This is a genomic window from Bradyrhizobium sp. ERR14 (assembly GCF_014198235.1).
GTDB lineage: Bacteria > Pseudomonadota > Alphaproteobacteria > Rhizobiales > Xanthobacteraceae > Bradyrhizobium.
The window spans coordinates 392,575-406,978 of record NZ_JACIHD010000003.1 but is presented as its reverse complement, the minus strand read 5'-3'; the positions used below and the strand labels follow the sequence as shown (position 1 = coordinate 406,978).

The following is a 14,404-nucleotide window of genomic DNA, read 5'->3' as shown; positions in this document are numbered from 1 at the left end:
GCCTTCGCGGGGAATGACACCGAGGGTCAGGCGACGGTCTGCCACTCCTCACGCACGCTGTCGTCGCGTTCGTGATCTAATGCAGCGCCCTTCATCGCCTCAAACTCTTCCCGTCCCAGCAACTGCCCCAGCGCCCACACCGCAGCGCCACGCACCAGCGGGCTCGCATCGTCCAGCAACCGTCGCGCTTCCTCGGCCAGCGCCGCCTCGCCCGAGTTACCAATCGCAATCAGCACATTCCGCAAGAACCGATCGCGACCAATCCGCTTCACCGGCGACTTCGTGAACAGCGCGCGGAACGCAGCGTCGTCGAGGCGTGCGAGTTCGGCAAGCCCCGGCGCGCGCAATTCGCTGCGCGCGGCGAGCTTGGCCTCGCGCCCCTCCTGCGCGAACTTGTTCCAGGGACACGCCGCGAGGCAATCGTCGCAGCCATAGATGCGGTTGCCGATGGCTTTGCGAAACTCGTGCGGGATCGGTCCCTTGTTCTCGATGGTGAGATAGGAAATGCAGCGCCTCGCATCGAGCTTGTAGGGCGCGGGAAACGCCGCCGTCGGGCAGATGTCGAGACAGGCCCGGCACGAGCCGCAATGATCGATCTCGGCAGCGTCGCGCGGCAGTTCCAACGTGGTGTAGATCGCGCCGAGGAACAGCCACGAACCGAACTCGCGCGAGACGAGGTTGGTGTGCTTGCCCTGCCAGCCGAGACCCGCGGTCTGCGCCAACGGCTTCTCCATCACCGCGGCGGTGTCGACGAACACCTTCACGTCCGACGGCGCGGTCGCGACCAGCCAGCGCGCCAGCGCCTTCAGCCGCTTTTTGATGAGATCGTGATAGTCGTCGCCCTGCGCATAAACCGAGATCGCCGCGCGCGCGCGCTGCTCGAGAATCGCGAGCGGATCCTGGTCCGGGCCGTAATTGACCCCGAGCATGATCACCGAGCGCACGTCAGCCCACAGCCCGCGCGGATCGACACGACGCTCCGGCTGCGCGGCGAGCCAGTCCATGTCGCCATGACCGCCGGAGGCAATGAATTCCAGAAAGTATTTGCCGGCGGTCTCGATCGTGCCTGGCATCGTGATGCCGATGCAGTCGAAGCCGAGCGCGCGCGCCTCGCGCGTGAGCGCCGCCTTCAGTTCAGTCGGATCGGAGTTCAGAAATCCAGGTCCACGTAGGTCCGCGATGCCGGCACGCCGGCCAGCCATTCGCTCAGCAGCGGACGGAACGACGGGCGGGACTTCACCCGCGCGTACCACGCCTTTGCTGCGTCGTCCTCGCTCCATGGCACGTCGCCCAGATAGTCGATCGCCGAGAGATGCGCCGCGGCGGCGAGATCCGCGTAAGTGAGCCGGTCGCCGGCGAGGAAATTACGGGTCTGCGCCAGCCAGCCGATATAGGCCAGATGATAGCGCACATTGGCCTTGGCGGCGCGCATTACGTCGGCCGAAGGCGGCCCGCCGCCGTTCTCCTCGCTCATGAAGCGCTTGTAGATGCGCTCGGTGACGAGAGGATGCGAGACCTCCTCGAAAAATTTTTCGTTGAACCAGGCCATCAGCCGGCGAACCTCGACGCGCTCGCCGATGGATTCCGGCATCAGGCGCTTGGGTCCCATCTCGGCGCCATAGGCCTCGTCGACATATTCGGCGATGATCGCAGCGCCCGGGATCGGCGGCTGCTCGTCGTCCACCATCACAGGCGTCGTGCCTGCCGCATTGAGCAACAGAAACGCCTCGCGCCGCTCCCAGCTGCGCTCCTCGACCAGCTTGAGGTCGAGCCCGTATTCGCCCGCGATCAGGCGGATGAAACGCGAATGCGGACAGAACGGATGATGAAACAGCGTAAACATGAAGCCTTTGACTATTTGATGGTGCTTAAGATTCCATCAATGTTTGTGCGGCGCCACACTAGTCCTTCAAAACCGCGAGGCAAGGGCGTGATTTCGCATTTTGCGATTGCGGCATGGGGACGAATAGGCGAGAAGGGCCCCGCTTTTCCAGCCGAAATGGACCGTAAATATGTCAGACGCAATACGGGCAGTGATCCTCGGCATCATCGAGGGTGTGACCGAGTTCCTTCCCGTATCCTCGACCGGCCATTTGCTGCTCGCGGAACGCTTCTTCCATCTCGGCGAAGGCGCCTTCTGGGATTCGTTTACGGTTTTGATCCAGCTGGGTGCGATCCTCGCGATCGTCGGGCTGTACTTCAAGAAGCTCTGGGATGTCGTGATCGGCTTCTTCACGGGCGACACCTATTCGCGCCGCTTCGTGCTCGGCGTGCTGGTCGCGTTCCTGCCCGCTGTGATCGTCGGCCTCGTCGCCGGCAAATACATCAAGAGCGTGCTGTTCAATCCCTGGGTCGTGTGCTTCACGCTGATCGTCGGCGGCGCCATCCTGCTCTGGGTCGACAAGCTCGATCTCAAGCCGCGCGAGCATGACGCTACGAGGTTTCCGCTGCTGATGTATCTCTATATCGGCATCGCGCAGTGCGTGGCGATGATCCCGGGCGTGTCGCGTTCCGGCGCCAGCATCGTAGCCGCGATGTTCCTCGGCGCCGACAAGCGCGCAGCGGCGGAGTTCTCGTTCTTCCTCGCCATCCCCACCATGATCGGTGCGTTCGCCTACGACTTCTACAAGAGCCGCTCCGAGATGACGATGGACCATATGGGCATCGTCGCGATCGGCTTCGTGGTGTCGTTCATCACCGCGATCATCGTGGTCAAGACGTTCCTGGAATATGTCACGCGCCACGGCTTCGTGGTGTTCGCCTGGTGGCGCGTCATCGTCGGCACGCTCGGCCTGATCGCGCTGGCGCTGGGGCGTTAGGTGTAGGCCTGTAGCCCGGATGAAGCGCAGCGTAATCCGGGGCCAGCGTTCCTTGTGGCAGGATCCCCGGATTGCGCTGCGCTCCATCCGGGCTACGACTCCACCAGGCCTTCAACGCAAAATAAGCTTTTGATCGGTAGTCAGTTCCAACGCCGGGCGGCGCGCGCCCGGCACAGGAGCTGAGCCATGACCCTTGTCAGCGGCTGGGGGCGCTTCCCGGTCGTCGATAGCGATGTGCTGCGCCCGCGCTCGTTCGCGGCGGTCGGCGAGGCTGTCTCCGCCGGCACCGTCGCGCGCGGCAATGGCCGCGCCTATGGCGATGCCGCGATCGGCGCCGTCAGGACCGTCACGATGACCGGCTTCGACCGGGTCAGGTCGTTCGATCCGGCAACCGGGCGCATCCGCCTGGAAGCCGGGGTTCTCCTGTCGGACCTGATCGACACCTTTGGCCCGCGCGGCTTCCTGCCCTTCGTCGTGCCCGGCACCCGCTTCGTCTCGGTCGGCGGCGCCATTGCGGCCGACGTCCACGGCAAGAACCATCATTGCGAAGGCGGCTTCGGCCGCTACGTCGACAGCCTCCTGCTGCGCACCGGGCAGGGCGAAGTCATCGAGGCCTCGCGCGAGCAGAACTCCGACGCCTTCTTCGCGAGCGTCGGCGGCATGGGCCTGACCGGCATCATCCTCGAAGCGACGATGCGGCTGCGCCGAGCCGAGACCGGATGGATCCGCGAGCGGGTGATCTCCGCGTCCGATCTCGATGCCGCGATGCGCGCGCTCGAGGCGGGCGATGCCGCGACCTATTCGGTGGCCTGGATCGATTGCGCGGCACGCGGGCGCGATCTCGGCCGTTCGCTGATCTATCTCGGCGAGCACGCGGGCAGGGGCGAACTGGCGGAAGGCATCGATGCATTTCCGGTCGGCAAGGAGTCTCGCCTCAGTGTGCCGGTCGACCTGCCGTCGATGGCACTGAACCGCACCAGCGTCCGCGCCTTCAACGAGCTTTACTATCGCATGGGCGCGCGGCGCGCCGGCGGCAGCCATGTGGTCTCGCTCTATCCGTATTTCTTTCCGCTCGACAGCGTCGGTGCGTGGAATCGCATCTATGGCAAGCGCGGCTTCCTGCAGCATCAATGCGTGATCCCGCAAGCCGGCGCGCGCGCCGTGCTCGGCGATATCCTCGATCGCGTCGCACGGCGCGGCGATGCCTCCTTCCTCGCCGTGCTCAAGAAGCTCGGGCAGGGCGACGGCATCCTGTCGTTCCCGCTGCCCGGCTACACGCTCGCGCTGGATTTCCCGGTGAAGGGCGGCATCCTGAATTTCCTCGACGAGATTGATCGCCTGGTCGTCGCCGCCGGCGGCCGGCTGTATCTGGCGAAAGACGCACGCCAATCGCGCGCGACCTTCGCGGCGGGTTATCCTGCCTTGCAGCGTTTCAACGCAATCCGCAAATCGCTCGATCCCGCCGGCAACATCCGCTCGAAACTTTCACAGCGTCTGTTTGATGAGGTCTAGGCCGTGACGTCACGCAAATCTGTCTTGGTGCTCGGCGGTTCCTCCGACATGGGTCGCGCCGCCGCGCGCGCCTTTGCCAAAGCCGGCTACGATGTCGGCCTCGCAGGCCGCGACGTCACCGCGCTGGAGCCTGACGCCGCCGATCTGCGCGCGCGTTACAATGTAGACGTCGGTCTCTACAAATTCGATGTGCTCGACACCGCCGCATTCGAGGGCTTTGTGAGCGGCCTGCCGGCATTGCCCGATGTCGTCATCTCGATCATCGGCCTCCTCGGCGTGCAGGAGAATGCCGAGAGCGACCTTGCCCACGCCACCGCGATCATGCGCTCGAACTACGAAGGGCCCGCGCTGATCCTCGGCCTGTTCGCCGAAAAATTCTTGGGCCGCGGCACCGGCACGCTTGTCGGCGTGTCGTCCGTGGCCGGCGATCGCGGCCGGGCCTCGAACTATGTCTATGGCTCGGCCAAGGCCGGCTTCTCCGCCTTCCTGTCGGGCTTGCGCGCCCGCGCCAGTCGTGGCGGCGTGCATGTCGTCACCGTCAAGCCCGGCTTCGTCCGCACCAAGATGACTGATGGCATGAAGCTGATCGGCCCGCTCACCGTCGAAGCGCCGGTGGTCGGCGATGCGATCCTCAGCGCCGTCGAGAACAAGACCGACGTCGTCTATGTCAGCGGCAAATGGCGCCTCGTGATGCTGATCATCAAGACGCTGCCGGAAGCGGTATTCAAGAAGCTGAAGTTCTAAGTCGCCGGCCGCGCCGGTGGTGCACTCCCTCTCCCGCTTGCGGGGCTGGGGAGGGGGTAGCTCCGCGGGCGAGAACCCCCAAGAGGAGAAGGCCCTCACCCGGATTGCTTCGCAATCCGACCTCTCCCGCAAGCGGGAGAGGTGAACCACCCTCACACGCTCATACGCTGGAACTGACCGGCGGCGCGGAAGCGCCAGAGATATTGCGGGGCGATCGCTTCCAGCGAATCGGCGGTGATGCCGAGCCCTTCCAATGTGAGCCCGGCCGCCTTCGCTGCATCCGACACCACATTGTCGCGCTCAAGCATCGTGACCTGGTCCGGCGTCAGCTTGAAGGCGCCCGGCGCGAATTGCAGGAAGTTCGCCTGGAAGCGGGCGAGGCCGAACGGCAGCGGGATCAGCGCCGGCTTGCGCGCGGTGATCTCGAGGATGGCCTCGATGATCTCGCGCATGGTCAGCACTTCCGGCCCGCCAAGCTCGTAGGTCGCGCCCGCCTTGGCCTTGCCGTCGACGGCGTCCGCGATCGCGGTGGCGACGTCGCCAACATAGACCGGCTGCATCCTGGTCTCGCCGCCGATCAGCGGCAGCACCGGCGACATCCGGGCCAGCGCGGCAAAACGGTTGGTGAACTGGTCCTCGGGGCCGAACATCAGGGAGGGGCGGAAGATCGTCGCCGACGGCACCGCTGCCCTCACCGCGGCTTCGCCGGCCGCCTTGGCCTTGGCATATCGCGAGGGCGATTCGGCATCGGCCCCGATCGCCGAGACATGCACCAGGCTGGCGCCGGCCGCAGCCGCCGCCTTGGCGACGGTTTCGGCGCCCTTGGCCTGGACCGCGTCAAAGGTCTGCGCGCCGCTCTCGGTCAGGACGCCTACGAGGTTGATGACGACGTGCGAATCACGCAGCGCCGCCTCGACCGAGGCCGGATAGCGTAAATTCGCCTGCACGGTATGGACCTGCCCGACCTTGCCGGAGGGCTGGAGGTATCCGGCGAGTTCCGGCCGCCGCACCGCGACCCGGACCCGGTAATCCCGCTTGCACAGCGCGCGGACGACATTCCGGCCCAAAAACCCCGATCCGCCGAAAACCGTGACGAGCGTGTCCAGATTCGATGCCATGGGAGCCGTTCCTGCGGAAAAGAGTGCGTCTTGTCAGGCTTGTATCGGGCCGGTTTGCGATGCGCAATCGGCATCCCCAAACCCGGGTCACGCATGAATTGACAACGGCGTCACCGAACCGTAGTAACCGCCTCCGTGCCCCAAACGGCATGCCCAGGTGGTGGAATTGGTAGACGCGCTGGCTTCAGGTGCCAGTGGCTTAACGGCCGTGAAGGTTCGAGTCCTTTCCTGGGCACCATTTATCCCGTCCGGATTCCCTTCGAAACTCAAGGCGGGGGACGGCGGGTAATCCGATCCGGTCCAATGTTGGGAAATTACTCCGGGATCGTGGGATCCTGCCCCTTTCCGCGGGGCGTCGTAATCACGATATTTTCCTCGACGAGACTGCGAAGGTTGTGATTTCGTTGGCAAAAGGGCCAAGGGTTCGGATCATGGCAACGCTCGACATCAGCCGTTTGACGCCCAGAGAGCGGCTCGACCTCATCGGTGAGCTTTGGGACAGCCTCTCCCCTGCTGACGTGCCCTTGACTCCGGCGCACGAGGCCGAACTCGAACGGCGGCTTGCGAGTTTCGACGTGGACCTCCGCGACGCAGTCCCTTGGGAGGATATTGACGCTGAGCTCGATCGTCGGTCGCGATAAGTGGCTCGACTTCTTTTTACCCAGGCGGCCCGCGCCGACCTCGTCGGTGCTGTCAGCTGGTACGACAGTCACGCTCCGCATGTTGTGCCGCAATTTCGCGACGCTTTGCGCTCCGCGCTGATCCGGATTGCGGAACATCCCAAGCAATTTCCGCCGGCCTACAAGACACACGTCGCGCTCTGCTACGTCGGTTCCCTTACATTGTCGTATTTCGAGAACTGAACGATGTGGTCTACGTCGTTGCGGTCTTTCACACGAGCCGCGATCCCATGGTTTGGCAACGCCGTTCGTAGCCACGTCGTGGCCGAAGTTGCTTCGAGCCTTGCGCACCAGCTGGGCGGCGATTTCCCGATCAGCGAATGAATAGGCCCCCTTACACCACCCTTTTCCCCGTCCGCTCCGCCACCGCCCTCTGCACAAAATACATAGCTACCAGCGAGACGATCGCCGATGCTACGACGACGTAGCCGATCCGGTCGAAATGGATCAGCGAGCCATCCGCCCCTTCCGTGATGATCGCGCCCGCGAGCACCGAGCCGAGGCCGCCGGAGAGCTGTTGCAGCGAGGCGCTGACCGCGCTGAACGAGCCGCGCTGGTCGGGATCCGGGATTGCGGACATCAGGGCCTGCGACGGGATCATGCGCGAGAAGATGCCGACGAACATCAGCACGTTGACGAGGATCGCGGTCACCAGCGTGACGTGGCCGAGATGGGTGTAGATCAGCACCATGATGACGGACACCACGCTGCCGAACACGAAGGTCGGGTATTTGCCGAACGCATCGCTTGCCCTTCCGACCAGCGGCCCCGTGACGATGCTGAACAGGCCTGAGACGAGATAGATCGTCGGCAGATGCGTGATGTCGATGCCGAGATTGTGCACGGTGAAGGCGCTGGAGAACGGCATCAGCATGTAGCCGCCGGTCGCCAGCAGCGTCGTGACGAAGAAGGCCAGCGTGTAGCGCGGCTGCCCGACGGTCGAGATCAGATGGTGGAACGGGTTCTTGTCCTGCTTCCGCTTCAGATGCGCGTCGACCGGCTCCATCGCGAAGGCGATGATGGCGATCGCCGCGATCGACACCACGACGATCGCAATGAAGCAGACGTGCCAGCTCCAGTGATTGGCGAGAAACAGGCCGGCGGGAATGCCGAGCACCTGGCTTGCTGCAAATGCGGTCTGGATGAAGCCCATCACGCGGCCGCGCAGATGCAGCGCGAACAAATCGGTGACGATGGCGAGCACCACCGAGCCGATCACGCCGCCGAACAATCCGGTCACGATCCGGCCAAGCAGCAGCACACGATAATTCGGCGCGATCGCGCAGAGCAGGGTCCCGAGCGTGAAGCCGACATAGAAGAACAGCAGCAGGCGTTTGCGATCGAAGCGATCGGCAAAGCCGGCGGCCAGCACCCCCGAAATGCCCGCGCTGAACGCGTAGGCCGACACCGCGACGCCGAATTGGCCGGCCGTGATGTCGAGCGCGGGCATCAGGATGGCGCCGAGCGGCGACATGATGATGAAGTCGAGGATGATCGTGAACTGCGTGAACGTGAGCAGCGCGATGAGCAGGGACTGGTAGCGCGAAAAGCCGCGCGGACGGTCCGATTGATCGTCGATAGGCGCGGCGAGCGTCTGGTCGGTCATGGGGCTCGATTCACGGCGAGTGGAGGAAGAGACTGGCAGATGGGGTGAGCCGGGGCGAATTTCATCGGCCGCCGGCCGCTCGTTCCCTGGGGAACATGAAGCTCACACCGGGTTGTGGGATCCATGCAACAGGGAGTCCGGCAATCCGCTCAATTCCGCTTCGGCCTGCACCAGCCAGAACCGCATCTCCATCTCGCGGTACATCGTCGCCGCGGCGACAAGCTCGTCGCGAGCCTGGTCCGGGCATCCCGCCTTCAAATAGAATTTTCCGAGGCCGTGACGGCAGCGCGCAGCGAGCGGGCGGAGGTCGAGTTCATCGGCGAGCGCGAGCGCGGCTCTGAAGTGACCTTCGGCCTGGTCCGGGGAGCTGCCGCCGCTGGAAGCCTCGCCCAGAAGGCGCAGGGCGGCCGCCTCGCCGCTCCGCTGGCCATTTTCACGGGCCAGCGTCAGCGCCTGTCCGGCAGCCCTGAGAGCATCCGCCTGCCGGCCAGCCAACAGGTATGCTTCGCCCAAAGGCGACAGGAACAGCGCCTGGGCAAATCGATGCCCCATCTTCTCGAAGACCCTCAGCGCCTGCTCCATCAGCGGCAGGCCTTCGGCCGTTCGCCCCAGCAGGGCATAAGCGTGGCCAAGGCTGCCGGAATTGCCTGCGACGAGAAACGGCAGGTTCCACTCGCGCGCCACCGCCAGTCCGCGCTCCAGCACCACGACTGCGCGGTTCAGCTCTCCCCGGGACGCCAGCAGATCGGCAAAGCACCAGCTGACGATGCCGAGGCTATAGGGGTGATCGACCGCCTCGGCGAGGCGTATGCCTTCCTCGCCGTGAGCGATCCCGCGCGCGAACTTGCCCTGGTCGGCATAGATGCGAGCGAGAAAACCGTGGGCGGTCACGGCCGGAAATCCGGCGAGGGAAAATTGCCGGAGGCGTGCGTCGCCGTCGAGCAGTTCCAGCACGTTGAGATAATGAGATTCCGACTCGCCGTAGTGCAGCGTCGAGAAGCAGGCGAGCCCGAGAAACAGCGATGCCGAGATGCGGTGCGAAAGCTCGCCGAGCTGCTCTGCGAGACGATGGGCATCCCGCCCGAACTTGACGGCGTCCTGTGGATGGCCGCTCAGGCTGAGGGTCTGGCACATGTGAACGGACGCGAGGCAAAGCCGTCCGGGATCGTCGAGATCTCTGGCCAGCGCTTCGGCCTCGCGAAGATAGCCGACGATGCGCGCGAACTGGCCAAGTGGAAACAGCGAGGTCTTCAGGTCGAACCTGAGATCGATCGCCTGCTCCATTGTGTCCCGGGTCTGCGGCAGCGTCGCGAGGCAGCGCAGCCCCCGTTCGAAGAAATTGGCCGCTTCGCGGTTGGCCCATCGCGCATGTGCGAGCCGCCCCGCCTTGATCCAGTGGTCGGTCGCCTCGCGGGCCCGCCCGGCCTCGTCGAAATGAAGGGCAACGATCTCGGGTTGGGTTTCGGCCAGCGCCGGGAAGCTTTCGATGAGCGTGTTCGCGATATCCGCATGCAATTGCTGCCTGCGGCTCCTCAGCATCGCGACATAGGCGGCATCCTGGACCAGCGCGTGCTTGAACGTGTAGCTCGCCTGCGGCGGCGAGCCGCGACGACTGACGAGGCCGGAGGCCGTCAGCCGTTCAAGCGCGGCGTCCAGATCGACAGGGGGCAGCGCGGATATTGCAGCGATCAGCTGGTAGGAGAATTCCCGCCCGATCGAAGCGCCGATCGAAGCCACGTCCTTCACCGCGCCGAGCAGGTCGAGGCGAGCGGCCAGCGAGGCCTGCAACGTCGCCGGAATGGCGAGCGACCGCCGCGACCCCTCCAACCCTTCGCTGTCGGATGCCTCGCGCAACAGCTCCTGCTCGATCAGCATGCGGGTCAACTCCTCGACGAACAGCGGGATGCCGTCGGCGCGCGACAGTATCTGCTCGACGACGGGCTCGGGGAGAAGCTTGCCTCCCGCGACGTCATCAATGATGCCGGCGCTGTCGGTGCGGCCAAGACGGCCGAGCGGCAGCAGCGTCACATGTGGCTGGCCGATCCAGGAAGGCTGGAATTCCGGCCTGATGGTGACAAGCAACAGCAGCGGCAGATTTGCGGCGCGAGCCGCGATCGCGTCGAGCAGGTCGAGCGATGTCGGGTCGATCCAGTGCGCGTCCTCGACCACGATCAGCCCCGGTGTCTGCACCGTTCCGGCTGAAAGCTGGTTGAGCAGCGCATTGAGGGTCATCTCCCGCTTCTCCTGCGGGGAGATCGCGAGGGCCGGATAGCGTCCGTCCGAGGGCACGCCGAGAAGTTCGGCGATCAGCGCGACATCGCGGGTCAGATTTTTCGTTGCGGGTGCGAGCAGGGCTTCCAGCCTGTCTATCCGTGCGCCGGCGCTGCTGCCGGGTTCGAAATCGGCAGCCCGTTCAAGCTGAACGATGAGCGGGTAGAGCGCGCTGTGCGCATGATGCGGAGAGCAATAATAGCGCAAGCGGCTGTGTTGCTCGTCCTCGAGCCTCGTCAACACGCTCTCGACGATGCGCGACTTGCCGATGCCGGGCTCGCCCGAGATCAGCACCACGCGGCCCGCACCGGACTTCGCCTGATTCCAGCGGCGCAGCAGCAGATCGATCTCTTCCTGGCGACCGACGAGCGCGGACAGTGAATCGGCGCGCCGCGCATCGAAACGGCTGACGCCAACAGCCTCGCCGAGCACCTGCCACGCGGGCACCGGCTCTCGCAGTCCCTTGACCTCGATATCCGGAAGCGCGCGCGTGTCGAACAATTGCCCAAGCAGCCGCCGCGTGCGGGCTGCGATCGCGACCTCGCCCGGTCCGGCAACGCCCTGCAACCGTGTTGCCAGGTTCGGCGTCTCGCCGATCGCAACGTGCTGCCTGAGATCGCCGGGCCCGGGCTTCTCGCCGATCACGACGAGGCCGGTTGCGATCCCGACGCTCGCCCGCGGTGCCGCGCCGGCTGGTGCGTCCATAATGCGAACCGCGTCGACGATTGCGAGGCCGGCGCGTACGGCATGTTCAGCATCGTGCTCGCGCGCCATGGGATAACCGAAATAGATCAGGACACCGTTGCCCTGGTGCTGGGCGACGAAGCCATGGAATTGCGCTGCGATCCGAGCCGCGACCTGATGAAAGGCGACGATCTGGTCGTGGACATCCTCCGGGTCGCGCTCCGCGGACAGAGGCATCGCGCCGATCAGTTGACAGGCCATGATCGTCAACTGGCGCTGCTGGCGGCCGCCCGGGCGAAGCGATTCCGAGGGCGGAGCATCGTCATCGCGTTCCGCGACGGCTGCGGCTTCGGTCTCCCGCACCCGAACGCCATCCAGGGGCTCGTTCGTACGCGACGCACCGGACGGTCTGGCGTTGCGGAGGTCCGCGACGAGCGACTGGGTGACCGCATCGGGCTCCGTGTTCAGCTCGCGCTTGAGCAGCGCGACGAGATCCTGATAGCGCTTGAGCGCCTCGGCCTTGCGTCCATTGGCGGTGAGCGCCTGGATGACCAGCCGATGCGCATCCTCGCGCAAGGCATTCACGGCAATGGCCCGGTTGGCCGTCCTGAGCGCGGATTCCGCATGTCCGGACTGCAGCGCGTGCTGGCCGTGCCGGACCATGGAATCGACGGCCAGGCCGTCCAGCCGCTCCCGTTCCCGGTCGCGCCATTCCGACCATGCGTCTTCTTCTATATTCAGATCCGTCAGCAGCGGATTGCGGTAGAGATCGGCGGCCGCGGCCAGCGACGCGCGGCTGCCCTCGACGATCAGGGTCTCGAAGCGGACCGCATCGCAATCGATCACCCCGGGCGCGAGCCAGACGTCATTGTCGTCGCTGCAAATGGAGTCCTGCCCGAGAATCCGCCGTAACCGCACCAGGCTCTGGCGCAGATTCTGCCGCGCCTGGATCTCGAAATGCGAGCCCCACAGCAGGTTCGCGAGCTTTTCGCGCGGTTGGCGGCGCGGCGCAGCGCAAGCCAGATAGGCGAGCAATCCAGCAAGTTTCCGGCCCGGCAACGAAACCACGCCGTCACTTGTCGTCAGTTCAAAACGTCCGAACAGCGAAAGACCAAATCTCGGAAGCGGCACGCAGTCTCTCATTCCCATGGCAAATCGGGCACGGCGATCGTGGCCTCGGAAACACACCTAACACGCTTTGACGCACTTTGAAGGCCGCGCAAAGCAAGAGTCACGCTGATGTCACGCCGGACTGACGCCGGCATTGACGGCGGTCGGCCTAAAAATCCCCGCGGCGCTCCCCGACGTCTGCCGACAAATTCTCAGCCGCGACCGTCATCGGCTGGAATTTTTCACTGCTCCCGGACGGACTATGAAGAGGAACAAGTTCATGATGTATCGAATGATGATCGCCGCGGCGTTGTTCGCAGCGGTCAGTGCCGCCCCGGTCATGGCTTACACGAGATCTCCGTCGCTGGCCGACGCGGCCGTACGGAAGAATATCCCGCCGCCGCCGAAGCCCACTCCGGCGCCCCCCAAGCCGCCAGCCCCCACGTCCGGGAAGAAGCAGCCGTAGCCGCGGCTTGATCGCGGGTCCGAGCGCGAGGTCGCCGTGCATCCGGCGATCTCGTTGCCGTCAGGCTTCTCCAACTGCATGTCCTCTCAGCCCATCATGCGCGCGCGCCTCTACGATTCGGTTCGAGACGGATGGAAGCGCGCGTGTGTGGTCATGGCCTGCTGTACGGTCTCCTCGCTCGCGAATGCCGCCGAGCCGAACTGGTCGCTGAGCGCCGATCAGGAATTGCGATATGCCACCTGGAGCGGCACGCGGGGTTTCCCTGCCAGCGGCTCGGTGGCGGCCGGCGCCGGGACGCAGGTCTATGCACCCCTGACGATCCAGGCGAGCGGGCAGCCGCTCGAAAACGTCAAAGTCGATCTGCTCGGCAGGGGCGGCTATGTCTGGTCACGGCAATCCACGCCCGGGTTGACCGGCAGCGTCACGACCACGACCGATACGGTCGTCTCGGGGACAGCAACCTATCTCGGCATTCCCGGAATCCAGCCGTTCGTCTCCATGAACGTCAATCTTCCAACGGGGACGACGGCTCTCTATGGCAGCGCGGCGAATGCGCGGATGGATCAGGACATCGTCGACCTCGCAACATTCGGGGAAGGGCTGAACATAGGGCCGACGGTCGGCGTCAACCTGCCCATCGGCGAACAGCTCATCCTGACGTTCAGTTCCGGCTATACCTGGCGCGGCGCATATCGCATGGAAGCGCTGCTCGATCCCGCAAGCACGGAGCCGCAGGCAACCACATTGGTGGGGCCGGGATGGGTCGCGACGCAGACGGCGTCGCTCGGCTACCAGCTGGCGAGCCTGACGCTGCTGGCTTCAGCGTCCTACGCCCACGAAACTGCAACCCGTCTGGATCATATCTCATCTTATGCGCTTGGCGACCGCTACACACTGTCAGGTACGGTCGGATATGCATGGACGACATCGTCGAGCACGACATTCACGGCGTCGTGGACCAACGCCGAGAAAAACAGGCTTTTGGATCCGGAGCTGTTGAAGATCATTCCCGAGTCGTTTCGGTCCAACAGCGCCGTGTATCGGTATCGCCTCGAGCAATCCGTCGTGAGCGGCAACTGGACCGTCGCGCCGATGCTGAACTACATGCGGCGCGATCAAAACTCCTACAATCCGGTCACGCAGCAATTCATTCCGGCAAAGACCCGCATCGGAGCGGGAGGTTCTGCGCAGTATTCGCCACGCGAAGGCTTGTCCTTGAAAGCGAGTGCCGAGCACTTCTGGATCAATGAAAACCTGACCGAACTGACGCCGACCCTTCGCGTTCGCGGCTGGATCGCGATGCTTGGCGGGAGCATGAAATTTTGACGCGCATCATCACTGGTTTGAGCGGCTTTGCTCTTGTCACGGCATTCGTCGCCGGCTTGTCGATTTTC

The 14,404-nt window shown here is 64.7% G+C and carries 11 protein-coding genes and 1 tRNA gene; 7 read left to right on the top strand and 5 right to left on the bottom strand.

The features are described from left to right. Positions 1-26: 26 nt before the first annotated feature. Entirely contained in the window at positions 27-1,202 is a 1,176-nt protein-coding gene (queG, locus tag GGD62_RS11680; protein ID WP_183708560.1) for a tRNA epoxyqueuosine(34) reductase QueG, read from the bottom strand. Further along, complete coding sequence (locus GGD62_RS11675; RefSeq protein ID WP_018323471.1) at positions 1,151-1,843, bottom strand: glutathione S-transferase family protein; 693 nt, start codon at positions 1,841-1,843, stop codon at positions 1,151-1,153. The genes queG and GGD62_RS11675 overlap by 52 nt, the downstream gene beginning before the upstream one ends. A 169-nt stretch (positions 1,844-2,012) precedes the next feature. Here GGD62_RS11675 and GGD62_RS11670 point away from each other — a divergent pair, with 169 nt between their 5' ends. From GGD62_RS11670 to GGD62_RS11660, 3 genes are all read left to right on the top strand, one after another. Further along, positions 2,013-2,819, top strand: a complete 807-nt coding sequence (locus GGD62_RS11670) for an undecaprenyl-diphosphate phosphatase (RefSeq protein ID WP_179732544.1) — start codon at positions 2,013-2,015, stop codon at positions 2,817-2,819. 186 nt (positions 2,820-3,005) lie between these two features. Continuing rightward, positions 3,006-4,331 (top strand): FAD-binding oxidoreductase, encoded by a 1,326-nt coding sequence (locus GGD62_RS11665; RefSeq protein ID WP_183708558.1) that lies wholly within the window; start codon positions 3,006-3,008, stop codon positions 4,329-4,331. Positions 4,332-4,334: 3 nt separating this feature from the next. Continuing rightward, positions 4,335-5,075: an SDR family oxidoreductase gene (locus GGD62_RS11660; RefSeq protein ID WP_183708556.1), complete on the top strand. Its 741-nt coding sequence runs from the start codon at positions 4,335-4,337 to the stop codon at positions 5,073-5,075. A 152-nt stretch (positions 5,076-5,227) separates the two neighbouring features. Here GGD62_RS11660 and GGD62_RS11655 read toward each other — a convergent pair whose 3' ends face one another. Further along, on the bottom strand, positions 5,228-6,193 hold the full coding sequence (locus tag GGD62_RS11655) for a complex I NDUFA9 subunit family protein (RefSeq protein WP_018323467.1): 966 nt from the start codon (positions 6,191-6,193) through the stop codon (positions 5,228-5,230). A 151-nt stretch (positions 6,194-6,344) separates the two neighbouring features. Between GGD62_RS11655 and GGD62_RS11650 the strand changes: the two genes are divergently transcribed. The 3 genes from GGD62_RS11650 (at position 6,345) to GGD62_RS11640 (ending at position 7,056) form a co-directional block, all read left to right on the top strand. Next, a tRNA-Leu gene (locus tag GGD62_RS11650) sits at positions 6,345-6,431 on the top strand. 193 nt (positions 6,432-6,624) lie between these two features. After that, positions 6,625-6,834, top strand: a complete 210-nt coding sequence (locus tag GGD62_RS11645) for an addiction module protein (RefSeq protein WP_183259482.1) — start codon at positions 6,625-6,627, stop codon at positions 6,832-6,834. Further along, positions 6,835-7,056, top strand: a complete 222-nt coding sequence (locus tag GGD62_RS11640) for a type II toxin-antitoxin system RelE/ParE family toxin (protein ID WP_183708555.1) — start codon at positions 6,835-6,837, stop codon at positions 7,054-7,056. A gap of 151 nt (positions 7,057-7,207) precedes the next feature. On the opposite strand, the gene GGD62_RS11635 is transcribed toward GGD62_RS11640, so the two are convergent. Then, entirely contained in the window at positions 7,208-8,479 is a 1,272-nt protein-coding gene (locus GGD62_RS11635; protein WP_183708554.1) for an MFS transporter, read from the bottom strand. A 102-nt stretch (positions 8,480-8,581) separates the two neighbouring features. Continuing rightward, on the bottom strand, positions 8,582-12,565 hold the full coding sequence (locus tag GGD62_RS11630; RefSeq protein ID WP_183708553.1) for an AAA family ATPase: 3,984 nt from the start codon (positions 12,563-12,565) through the stop codon (positions 8,582-8,584). A 481-nt stretch (positions 12,566-13,046) separates the two neighbouring features. Here GGD62_RS11630 and GGD62_RS11625 point away from each other — a divergent pair, with 481 nt between their 5' ends. After that, a complete protein-coding gene (locus tag GGD62_RS11625) occupies positions 13,047-14,336 on the top strand; it encodes a hypothetical protein (protein ID WP_183708552.1) in 1,290 nt (429 codons plus the stop codon). Positions 14,337-14,404: the final 68 nt, after the last annotated feature.

Excerpts from the sequence above, each read along its gene's own strand:
- GGD62_RS11645 (WP_183259482.1), top strand. The coding sequence starts at position 6,625 with ATGGCAACGCTCGACATCAGCCGTTTGACGCCCAGAGAGCGGCTCGAC.
- GGD62_RS11635 (WP_183708554.1), bottom strand. The coding sequence starts at position 8,479 with ATGACCGACCAGACGCTCGCCGCGCCTATCGACGATCAATCGGACCGT.
- queG (WP_183708560.1), bottom strand. The coding sequence starts at position 1,202 with ATGGCTGGCCGGCGTGCCGGCATCGCGGACCTACGTGGACCTGGATTT.
- GGD62_RS11665 (WP_183708558.1), top strand. The coding sequence starts at position 3,006 with ATGACCCTTGTCAGCGGCTGGGGGCGCTTCCCGGTCGTCGATAGCGAT.
- GGD62_RS11670 (WP_179732544.1), top strand. The coding sequence starts at position 2,013 with ATGTCAGACGCAATACGGGCAGTGATCCTCGGCATCATCGAGGGTGTG.
- GGD62_RS11675 (WP_018323471.1), bottom strand. The coding sequence starts at position 1,843 with ATGTTTACGCTGTTTCATCATCCGTTCTGTCCGCATTCGCGTTTCATC.
- GGD62_RS11655 (WP_018323467.1), bottom strand. The coding sequence starts at position 6,193 with ATGGCATCGAATCTGGACACGCTCGTCACGGTTTTCGGCGGATCGGGG.